Genomic DNA, 11,236 nt, shown 5'->3' with positions numbered 1-11,236 from the left:
ACCGCCACCCTGGTCACCAACGCGTTGGGCATGGCGATCAGCAACCGCCAACCGCAGCCGGGCACGATCATCCACTCGGATCACGGGGTCCAGGGCGGATTCAACCGGTCGTGGCAACACCTTGTCGGAGGGGTGGAGCGATGGGTGTTGGGCCGGGGCAGAGGCGGGTTCGGGAGTATCGGGGTCAGATTCCCTCGCCGGGTCGACCGACTGTGGCGTGGCGTGAGGACAGGGTGAAGTTCTGGGCCGCGGTCCGGTCCGGTGTGATGACCGAGGACGCGGCCGTGGTGGCGGGTGTGTCGTCACCGGTGGCGTTCCGGTGGTTCCGGCACGCTGGCGGCGTGAATCCTGCGTTGCCGCCGACGGTGTCGGGTCGCTATCTGTCGTTCAGCGAACGCGAGGACATCGCTCTGCGGCGAGCGCAGGGCATGGGCGTTCGTGCGATCGCACGCCAGCTGGGCCGGGACCCGTCGACGATCTCGTGGGAGTTGCGGCGCAACGCCTCGACCAGGACGTACCGGTTGGATTACAAGGCGTCGACCGCGCAGTGGCACGCGGAACGTCGAGCGCGCCGGCCGAAGACCGCGAAGCTGCTGGCCAATGAGCGGCTGCGGGAGTACGTGCAGCAACGACTTGCGGGTGTAATCCGGACAGCGGATGGCCGAGCGGTCACCGGCCCGCAGGGCCCGCGGTGGAAGGGCCGCAACAAACCCCACAGGGCCGATCGGGCATGGACGATCGCATGGAGCCCGGAGCAGATTTCTCGCAGGCTCAGGGAGGAGTTCCCGCAGGATGAGTCCATGCGGATCAGCCATGAGGCGATCTACCAGGCGCTCTATGTTCAGAGCCGTGGCGCCCTCACGCGCGAACTCGTCGCCTGCTTGCGGACCGGTCGGGCGCTTCGTGTCCCGCGAGCCCGCGCGAAGCAACGCGCGTGGGCGCACGTCACCGGCGACACGCTGATCAGTCAACGGCCTTCCGAGGTCGCGGACCGCGCCGTCCCCGGGCACTGGGAAGGGGACCTGATCATCGGGTTGCGGCGCTCCGCGATCGGGACACTGGTCGAGAGGACGACAAGGTTCACGATGTTGATCCACCTGCCTCGTGAGGCCGGATGGGGTGTGATCCCGCGGACGAAGAACGGCCCCGCTCTCGCCGGCTACGGGGCGATCACGATGAGCAAAGCCCTCGCCGAGACGATCACTCAACTGCCCGAGCAGCTATGCCGGTCGCTGACCTGGGACCGCGGCAAGGAGTTGTCCGCGCACGCACGCTTCACCGTCGAGACCGGCGTCCCGGTGTTCTTCGCCGACCCCCACAGCCCCTGGCAACGCGGCACCAACGAAAACACCAACGGCCTGCTGCGGCAGTACTTCCCGAAAGGCACCGACCTGTCCCGATGGAGCGCCGACGAGATCAACGCCGTCGCACACGCCCTCAACAGCCGACCCCGGAAAACCCTCGGCTGGAAGACCCCAGCCGAAGCCCTCGACGAACACCTACACTCGCTCCAACAACCCGGTGTTGCCACGACCGGTTGAATCCGCCCAGTACACCTCTTGGGTCTTTACCCGCAGGGTCCACGACGCCGGCCTCGCACCGTCGATGGGCTCGATCGGCGACTGCTACGACAACGGCATGATGGAATCGTTCTGGGGCCGCATGCAGACCGAACTCCTCGACAGGCAGCGGTGGCGCACCCGCATCGAGCTCGCCAACGCGATCTTCGAGTACCTCGAGATCTTCCACAACCGGCAACGCCGCCACAGCTCACTCCGCATGCTCAGCCCAAACGAGTATGAAAGAGTCCGACCGATATCCCTGTCCGTGGCATGAGACCAACCACGACGACTCCATGAAACCCGGGGAACATCACTGGGGTAGGTCTCCTCGTAACGTGGCTGCCGAGAGTCCGACGCCGAGATCAGGCACGAGGTACGGAGGCGGCGGATGCACGGCGATTACCAGGTGTTTCTCGGCTTGGACGTCGGCAAGGGTGATCATCACGCGGTCAGTTTGGCGCCGGACGGCAACCGGTTGCACGACGCCCCCCTGCCGAATACCGAGGCCCGGCTGCGGGCCCTGTTCGACAAACTCGCCCGTCACGGCACGCTGCTCGTGGTCGTGGACCAGCCCGCCTCGATCGGCGCCCTGCCGGTCGCGGTGGCCCGGGCCTGCGGACATCAGGTGGCCCACCTGCCCGGACTGGCGATGCGTCGCATCGCCGACCTGCACCCCGGCACGGCGAAGACCGACGCCCGCGACGCCTATGTCATCGCCGACGCCGCCCGCACCCTGCCCCACACGCTGCGGCGGGTCGACACCGGCGACGACACCCAGGCCGAGCTGGAGATGCTGATCGGCTATGACGACGACCTCGCCGGCGAAGCCACCCGTGTCTCGAACCGGATCCGAGGCCTGCTGACCCAGGTCCACCCCGCCTCGAACGAGTCCTCGGCCCCAAGGTCGCCCACCCGGCCGTGCTGGAGTTGCTGTCACGCTGCGGCGGACCAGCCGGGCTCCGCAAGGCCGGCCGCCGCAAGCTGACCTCGATCGTCGTGGCCCGAGCACCGCGCATGGGCGAAAGGCTGGTCGACGCTGTCCTGGCCGCCCTGGACGAGCAGACCGTCACCGTTCCCGGCTCCACGGCCGCGGAGACGATCCTGCCCCGCCTGGCCGACACGATGCGCGACGTGCTGCGACAACGCGACCAGGTCGCCGGCGAAGTCGAAGGGATGCTCGATGCGCACCCTCTCGCCTCGGTCCTGACCTCGATGCCCGGCATCGGGGTCAGGACCGGAGCCCGGATCCTCCTCGAAGTCGGCGACGGCACCGCGGTCGCCAGCCCAGGCCACCTCGCCGCCTACGCCGGCTTGGCGCCCGCGACCCGCCGACCCGGCAGTCACTCCGCCTGCGGGCGGCTAGCAAGGCGCTCTATGACCCACCACGAACAACGAAGACAACAACAGTGCCAAAAAGCAGCGCCCATCCGCCGGCCCAACCAGTAAGCAGCCCTCGCTTGAAGCGTCGACCGCCGTACCTGGACGAGATGAAGGTAGCGCCTGCGTCCAGCAGGAGCAGGTGCACGAAGCCGTACATAAACACTACGGAGTAAATCGCGGCGAATCGGCCACCAGCGTCCAGGTCCTCATCGGGACTGCTGGCACCATACTTTTCGAGAGGGATCTTCAGGGCGGCGATGGCCAGCACATGGCCAAACATGGCCAAACATGGCCAAACATGGCCAGGCCAATGCCACCGATCAGCGGCCACCAACCAAGACGAGTCCTCGATCCCGAGGCGTTACCCAACTCCGACATATATACCCCATTCGACGCCGTACGGAGCTACCAGGGCGGCCAGCAGCGGCTGGACAAAGATCGGCAGAGCATGCCACAAGCCCACCAACGACTGGTTGCAAGGAGCGACACCTTCGCCACGACGCACGCCTCGCCATCCCGTCCGCCGTTGACCCGCACTCCGTGGAGCAGGCCGGCTCCCGGGGCGCCATGACAAGCGGGCCTCGACGCCCGTACGGATGCTGGCGCCTCGGGTGGTGGTCTGCTCGGCTCCATCCGGGGCGACGGTGGGCGGGATGCCTCCCCACCTCTACCACCCCCGGACCCGGCGGCGGCCGGCGGCGCTGGCCTCACCGGCAGCCCGGGGGATCCCCGCCGAAGGCGCAGTAACCGCAACCCTGCACTCCCCCGGCAGCTCGCCAACGGCGCGGCGTGCGTCGAGCACGCCGCGCCGCTCTTGCCTCGGCCCGGCTGGCTGCCCGGCCCGTCAACAACTCCCACTTCCGGCGCTCTCGTCTCCGGCGGCCCCTTGGGTTTCCGCTCTCCGCGCCAGCCGCCGGGCGTTCGGCGTGCCGGCCGCAGAGCAGCACGGCATCGGACGGCACGCGCCCAGGCTGCAGCGCGAGCGGCCCGTTTCGGGCCGCCTTGAAGACGTACAGAAAGTTCTCACAGCGTTGCCGGCAGCCGGCCTACCTGAGCACGAGTGGGGCGTTGCGGCACGGTCAGGACGGGTACGTCGACTACTTGGCGTTGAAGTAGTTCGCGTCGGGGTGGTGGACGACGATCGCGTCGGTGGCCTGCTCCGGTTCGAGCTGGAACTCCTCGGAGAGGCGTACGCCGATCCGGTCGGCTCCGAGCAGGTCGACGATCTTCGCCCGGTCCTCAAGGTCGGGGCAGGCGGTGTAACCGAGCGCGTACCGGCAGCCCCGGTAGTCGTTGTGCAGCAGACCGGTCAGGTCGGTCGGGTCGGAGCTGCCGACCGTACCGCCACCGGGCAGGACCAGCTCGGCGCGGACGCGACGGTGCCAGTATTCGGCGAGGGCCTCGGTGAGCTGTACGGAGAGTCCGTGCACCTCAAGGTAGTCCCGGTACTCGTTGCGGGCGAACATCTTCGCGGTGTACTCACTGATCGGCTGGCCGACGGTGACCAGTTGCAGCGCCACCACGTCCAGTTCCTGGCCCTTGGGCTTGAAGAAGTCGGCCAGGCAGAGCCGCCGCTCCTGCCGCTGCCGGGGGAAGGTGAACCGGGCCCGTTCGGTGTGCCCGTTCTCGTCCAGCACCACCAGGTCGTTGCCCTCGGAGTACGCCGGGAAGTAGCCGTACACCACAGCCGCCTCGACGACCTTGTCGGCGATCAGGCGGTCCAGCCAGTAGCGCAGCCTCGGCCGTCCCTCGGTCTCGACCAGTTCCTCGTACGACGGTCCGTTGCCGCCCCGGGCACCACGCAGCCCCCACTGGCCGACGAAGGTTGCCCGCTCGTCGAGCAGCGCCGAGTAGTCGGCCAGCGGCACCCCCTTGATCACGCGGGTGCCGAAGAACGGCGGCTTCGGCACCTCGACATCGGTGGCGACGTCGGAGCGGACCGAGGAGTCGAAGATGTCCGGCAGCGCGTCGGTGACCATCGCCCGCTGCCGCTCGCGGCGTGCCCGCCGGGCCGCCAGGGCAGCTTCCCGCTCCGGATCGACCACGGCCGCGCCGCCACGCTTGGCTACCATCACCCGGTCCATCAGGGACAGGCCCTCGAACGCGTCGCGGGCATAGTGGACCTGCCCCTCGTACGTCGAACGGAGATCGTCCTCGACGTAGGCCCGGGTCAGCGCGGCCCCGCCGAGCAGCACCGGCCACCGCTGCGCGACCCCGCGCGCCGCCATCTCCTGGAGGTTCTCCTTCATGATGACGGTGCTCTTGACCAGCAGGCCGGACATGCCGATGGCGTCGGCCCTGTGTTGCTCGGCGGCGTCGAGGATCGCGGTGATTGGCTGCTTGATGCCGATGTTGACAACCTCGTAGCCGTTGTTGGACAGGATGATGTCGACCAGGTTCTTGCCGATGTCGTGCACGTCGCCCTTGACCGTGGCGAGCACGATCCGGCCCTTGCCGCCGTCGTCGGCCTTCTCCATGTGCGGTTCCAGGTAGGCGACCGCGGTCTTCATCACCTCGGCCGACTGGAGGACGAACGGCAACTGCATCTGGCCGGAGCCGAAGAGTTCGCCGACGACCTTCATCCCGTCGAGCAGGGTGTCGTTGATGATCTCAAGGGCGGGGCGTTCGGTCAGCGCCTCGTCCAGGTCGGCCTCCAGGCCGTTGCGCTCGCCGTCGACGATCCGGCGCTTGAGCCGCTCACCGAGCGGCAACCCGGCAAGTTCCTCCGCCCGGGTGGCGCGTGCCGAGGCGGCGTCGACACCTTCGAAGATCTCGATGAAGCGCTGCACCGGGTCGTACGCCGGCTGGTCCCCGGTGGCCGGGCGACGCCGGTCGTAGACCAGATCGAGCGCGACCTCGCGCTGCTCCTCGGGAATCTTCGCCATCGGCAGGATCTTGCTGGCGTGGACGATGGCGCTGGTCAGGCCGGCCTGTACGCACTCGTGCAGGAAGACCGAGTTGAGCACCTGGCGGGCGGCCGGGTTGAGTCCGAAGGAGACGTTCGAGACGCCCAGGGTGAAGTTGACCCCGGGGTAGCGGGCGGCGATCTCCCGGATCGCGTTGATGGTCTCGATGCCGTCGCGGCGGGTCTCCTCCTGCCCGGTGGCGATCGGGAAGGTGAGCGCGTCGACCATGATGTCGCCGACGTTCAACCCCCACCGGCCGGTGAGGTCGTCGATCAGCCGGGAGGCGACGCGTACCTTCCACTCTGCGGTCCGGGCCTGACCCTCCTCGTCGATGGTGAGCGCGACCACCGCCGCACCGTGTTCCTTCACGATGGGCATGATCCGGGCGTACCGCGACTCGGGTCCGTCGCCGTCCTCGAAGTTCACCGAGTTGACCACGCACCGGCCGCCGAGCATCTCCAGCCCGGCCTCGATCACCTGCGGCTCGGTCGAGTCGAGCATGATCGGCAAAGTGGAGGCGGTGGCGAAGCGGCTGGCGAGCTGACGCATGTCCTCCGCGCCGTCGCGGCCCACGTAGTCGACGCAGAGGTCGAGCAGGTGCGACCCGTCCCGGGCCTGGCTGCGGGCGATCTCCACGCACGCCTGCCAGTCACCGGCGAGCATCGCCTCGCGGAACGCCTTCGAGCCGTTGGCGTTGGTCCGCTCCCCCACCATCAGCACGCTGGCGTCCTGGGCGAACGGCACATGGTGGTAGATCGAGGCGACCCCGGCCTCCGGACTCGGCTCCCGCGACACCGGGCTCGCGTCGCCGAGCCGTTCGGCGACCTTGCGGATGTGCTCGGGGGTGGTGCCGCAGCAGCCGCCGACCAGGGCCACGCTGTACTCGGCGACGAACCGCTCCAGTGCCTCGGCCAACTCGTCCGGGGTCAACGGATAGTAGGCGCCGTCGGCGGTGAGCTGCGGCAGCCCGGCGTTCGGCATCACCGACAACGGCACCCGGGCGTGCTGGGAGAGGTAGCGCAGGTGCTCGCTCATCTCCGCCGGCCCGGTGGCGCAGTTGAGGCCGATCAGGTCGATGCCGAGCGGTTCGAGGGCGGTCAGGGCGGCACCGATCTCGCTGCCGAGGAGCATGGTCCCGGTGGTCTCGACCGTGACGTGGCAGATCAACGGCACCGTACGGCCGGCCTCGGCCATCGCCCGCCGGGCGCCGACCACAGCGGACTTGACCTGGAGCAGGTCCTGACAGGTCTCGATGATCAACGCGTCGACCCCGCCGGTGAGCAGCCCGGTGGCGTTCTCCAGGTACGCCTGCCGCAACGTGTCGTACCGGCTGTGGCCGAGGGTCGGGAGCTTGGTGCCGGGGCCGATCGAGCCGAGCACGAATCGCAGCTTCTCCGGCGTCGCCCACTGGTCGGCGGAGTCCCGGGCGATCCTCGCCCCCGCCTGCGCCAGTTCCAGGATCCGGTGCTGGATGTCGTACTCACCGAGGTTGCCGAGGTTGGTGCCGAAGGTGTTGGTCTCGACACAGTCGGCACCGGCCGCGAAGTAGGCGTCGTGAACCGACCGGACCACCTCCGGCCGGGTGACGTTCAGGACCTCGTTGCACCCCTCGTAGCCCTCGAAGTCGTCCAGGTTCAGGTCGGCGGCCTGCAGCATCGTCCCCATCGCCCCGTCGGCGACGAGGATCCGGGTGGCAAGGGCTTCGAGCAGCGACTGAGGCACCCGTCCAGGCTAATGCGCGGCGGGCCGAACGACGGTTGCACAGCCCACACTCCCGGATAGTGTGATCCGCGTCGCGTTCGTACCGTCCGTACCGTCGTGTCCGACCTGGTGTGATCGCGGCCCGGCGGGCCCGACCCGGCCCGAGGTTGGTCGGACCGCAGGTCGTGACGGGCGGCTGAGCGCGGGACGTCGGCGCGGCCGGCGGGCCCGATCTCAAGCAGAGACGTAGGCTGACGGACGTGAGGGACATCAGGGACAGCGCCACCGGGCACGGCGCGGAGACGATCAACCGGTTCAGCGTGATCGGGCTCGACACCGCGCGGTGCGGTGACGGTGACGGCGAGGTGCGCGCGTGACCGAGTTCGACGGCCTGCCCACGCTGCGTTCGCCGGTGGCCATCGCGGCCTTCGAGGGCTGGAACGACGCCGCTGACGCATCAACCGCGGCGGTGGAACACCTTGAGCAGGTCTGGCAGGCCCGTCAGGTCGCCGAACTGGACCCGGAGGACTTCTACGACTTCCAGGTGAGCCGGCCGACGATCACGATGGCCGACGGCGAAACCCGCCGGGTCGAGTGGCCGACCACCAAGTTCATGGTGGCCAGCCCCGAGGGGACCGACCGTGACGTGGTGCTGATCCGGGGGATCGAACCGAGCATGCGCTGGCGGACCTTCTGCGAGCAGGTGCTGGAACTCTGCCACAGCCTGGAGGTCAACCGGATCGTGCTGCTCGGCGCCCTGCTCGCCGACGTCCCGTACACCCGGCCGCTGCCGATCAGCGGCAGCGCGTCGGACAAGGACGCGGCGGAGCGTTACCAGCTCACCCCGACCCGGTACGACGGACCGACCGGCATCGTCGGTGTGCTGCACGACGCCTGTAGCCGGGCCGAGGTCGACGCGGTCTCGTTCTGGGTGCACGTGCCGCACTACGCGAACAACCCGCCCTGCCCCAAGGCCACGCTGGCGCTGCTGCACCGGGTCGAGGAAGTGCTCGACCTGCCGGTGCCCATGGCCGACCTGGCCGAGGAGGCGGCCGAGTGGGAACAGCGGGTACGCGCCGCGGCGGAGCAGGACACCGAACTCGGCGACTATGTCCGGGAGTTGGAGGAGCGGGTCGGCGACGCGGGGATCCAGCCGCTGACCGGTGACGAGATCGCACAGGAGTTCGAGAAGTATCTGCGTCGTCGGGGCGGTTCCGCCGGTCCGACCGCAGGCTCCTGGTGACCGCACCGCACCGGCGCATGTCGGATAACTGACAGATTCACGTACCTGGTCCATCCAGGTGATCGCATGTCTGGATGATCACCCCTACCCCGCTTATGGGGCTCGTGACCGGTTTCTGGAGCTTCAAGACCTTCGCGGCGGCGGTCGAACTCGGCCTGTTCACCCGGATCGCCGGTGGACGGGTACTCACGGTGCAGACCGCGACCACCGAGTTCGGCCTCGCCGAACGCCCCGCCGACCTGCTCCTGGCCGCCTGCGCCTCACTCGGCCTGCTGGAGCGGACCGACGACGGTTACCGCAACTCCGCGCTCGCCGAGGAGTTCCTGGTAGCCGGGAAGCCGTACTACTTCGGAGGGCAGGTGCGCTACTGCGACGAGCGCACCTACCTGCCCTGGCACCGGATCGGCGAGGCACTGCGTACGGACAAACCGCTCACCTGGGACCCACAGGCCAAGAAGACCGTCTTCGGCGATGACGACCCGGAGATGCTCGCCCTGTTCTGGGAGGCGATGTACTCAACCTCGATCTTCACCGCCCGCGCCCTGGCCGACGCGTACGACCTCAGCGGGCAACACCGACTGCTCGACGTCGGTGGCGGCGCCGGCGCCTTCTCGATCGAACTCTGCCGGCGTAACCCGGGCCTACGGGCAACCGTGCTCGACCTGCCGCACGTCTGCGCCCAGGCCGACGCGAAGATCGCCGCAGCCGGGTTGACCAGCACGGTGGAGACCGTCAGCGGCAACTTCCTCGCCGACCCCACCCTGCCCGACGGGCACGACACCGTGCTGCTCAGCATGATCCTGCACGACTGGGACGAGCCGACGAACGAACTGATCCTGGCCAGGTGCTTCGCCGCCCTCTCCCCCGGCGGCACGATCATCATCTCCGAGTTGCTGCTCGACGACGACCGGTCCGGTCCACCAGAGGCCGCCCTGATGGGGATGAACATGCTGGTCGAAACCGAGGGCGGGCGGAACTACTCAGGCGCCGAGTACCGCCGGTGGTTGCACCGGGCAGGCTTCACCGACATCCGCACGGTGGCCTTCACCGCCCCCGGCGCCAACGGTGCCGTCCTCGCCCGCAAACCCTCACCACACGAAGCCGCGGTGTAAGGAAGGGCCCCTTGTTATCGCTTTCGGTATAGGAAGGGCCCCCTCCTAACGCTCGAACCCGCCGGCCACGGTGGGTGGGTAGCGGGAACGCGTACATCTTTCGCGGAGGGCGGGGCTCTCGGCGTGTCGTGTCGAGCCGGACCACACCCCGTAAGGCATCCTAGGAACCTAGTTGTGCTGGTCACCGTACGGCGTCTCTGGATGGCGTCAACCCACGGCGTCGCCGGCTGCGTCGCCGCGCGGAGGCAGAGGGAACACGGCGTCGCCGCGCGGGGGGCAGAGGGAACACGGCGTCGCCGGCTGCGTGCGTCACCGCGCGCGCAGAGGAACCACGAAACGGAGGACGGTAGGTGCAGATCAACCCGGGGGCCGCCGAGTTCCCGCACCGGCAGATCGCCGAGCAGCTACGCGCCCGGATCCGCCAGGGCGACTGGGCGGCCGGCGAACGACTCCCCTCCATCCCGGGAATCGCGGAGATGTTCGGGGTGGCCAAGCAAACCGTGCAACGGGCGATCGACCAACTCCGGGTCGAGGGCGTACTGATCACCAAGCCCGGCTCCGGCACCTACGTACGCGGCACCCGGCGTCGGCTCAACCGGCTCTCCCGGGGGCGTTACGGCGGCCACCGGGGCTACCACGCGGATCTCGCCGCCCGGTACCGCCAGCATCTGATCCAGGTCGGCCGGGCACCGGCGCCGCCGGAGGTGGCCGACGCCTTCGGCGTGAGCGACGGGACCGAACTGGTGGTACGGCGCCATCTGGTCCGTACCGAAGAGGTTCCGGTCGAGGTAGGCGCCTCCTGGTTCCGGGTCGCCGACGCCGCCGGCACCAGCCTGGAGCGGCTGGAGGCGTTCGGCCGCCCGCTCTACCAGGAGGCGGAGGAGGCGATCGGACGCGGTTACCGGTCCGCGACCGACACGATCAGCGCCCGCCAGCCCAGTCGGGAGGAGGCCGAGATCCTCCAGATCCGTCCGGACACCCCGGTGCTGCACCTGCTGCACGTCGCGTACGACGACCGGCACAAGCCCATCGAGGTGGCCCAGGCGACGTGGCCGGGACCGATGACCACGCTGACCGAGGAGTACCGCATCCCCGGTCCGACGGCGGAGGCGGATCCCGACCCGGGCCTGGTCCTCGGCTGACCCCAGCGCTGTCACCGAGGCCGACCCCGACCGGCTCCAGGCCCACGCGGCGCGCGTGGCTTCCGCAGGGTTAGTAAGGGCCCCTTGTTATACAAAAAGCGGGCGGATTCCAGGGGTCGTTGCAACACGGTGGTTAGTCGGTGACGGTTAGGAGCTTAGCGAGGCGCTCGGCTGGGGTGTCCCAGCCGAG

At 69.0% G+C, this 11,236-nt stretch carries 6 protein-coding genes and 1 pseudogene; 6 read left to right on the top strand and 1 reads right to left on the bottom strand.

The window, feature by feature from the left end; translation table 11 throughout:
- The first annotated feature begins 140 nt into the window (after positions 1–140).
- From ACIBF5_RS32365 to ACIBF5_RS32355, 3 genes and pseudogenes are all read left to right on the top strand, one after another.
- Positions 141–1,541 carry an IS30 family transposase gene (locus ACIBF5_RS32365; protein ID WP_396816697.1) on the top strand — a complete coding sequence of 467 codons (1,401 nt, stop codon included), beginning with the start codon at positions 141–143 and terminating at the stop codon, positions 1,539–1,541.
- Entirely contained in the window at positions 1,522–1,836 is a 315-nt protein-coding gene (locus ACIBF5_RS32360; RefSeq protein ID WP_396816695.1) for a transposase, read from the top strand. Before ACIBF5_RS32365 ends, ACIBF5_RS32360 begins: the two co-directional genes overlap by 20 nt.
- Before the next feature lie 114 nt (positions 1,837–1,950).
- Positions 1,951–2,903, top strand: a pseudogene (locus ACIBF5_RS32355) (IS110 family transposase); the annotation flags it as partial.
- 1,136 nt (positions 2,904–4,039) lie between these two features.
- Here the strand turns inward: ACIBF5_RS32355 and metH are convergent.
- Positions 4,040–7,558 carry a methionine synthase gene (gene metH, locus ACIBF5_RS32350; protein WP_396816696.1) on the bottom strand — a complete coding sequence of 1,173 codons (3,519 nt, stop codon included), beginning with the start codon at positions 7,556–7,558 and terminating at the stop codon, positions 4,040–4,042.
- Positions 7,559–7,922: 364 nt separating this feature from the next.
- Here metH and ACIBF5_RS32345 point away from each other — a divergent pair, with 364 nt between their 5' ends.
- From ACIBF5_RS32345 to ACIBF5_RS32335, 3 genes are all read left to right on the top strand, one after another.
- Positions 7,923–8,792, top strand: coding sequence for a PAC2 family protein (locus ACIBF5_RS32345; protein ID WP_396816694.1), 870 nt, complete (start codon positions 7,923–7,925; stop codon positions 8,790–8,792).
- 74 nt (positions 8,793–8,866) lie between these two features.
- Complete coding sequence (locus tag ACIBF5_RS32340; RefSeq protein WP_396816693.1) at positions 8,867–9,904, top strand: methyltransferase; 1,038 nt, start codon at positions 8,867–8,869, stop codon at positions 9,902–9,904.
- Positions 9,905–10,254: 350 nt separating this feature from the next.
- The gene (locus ACIBF5_RS32335; protein ID WP_396816692.1) at positions 10,255–11,046 is read left to right on the top strand and encodes a GntR family transcriptional regulator; all 792 of its coding nucleotides are present in this window, start codon (positions 10,255–10,257) and stop codon (positions 11,044–11,046) included.
- Positions 11,047–11,236 lie beyond the last annotated feature (190 nt).

This window comes from Micromonospora sp. NPDC050417 (assembly GCF_044458865.1).
GTDB lineage: Bacteria > Actinomycetota > Actinomycetes > Mycobacteriales > Micromonosporaceae > Micromonospora_G.
Note: the sequence above shows the minus strand (reverse complement) of the source record. Positions and strands in the feature narration are given on the sequence as shown.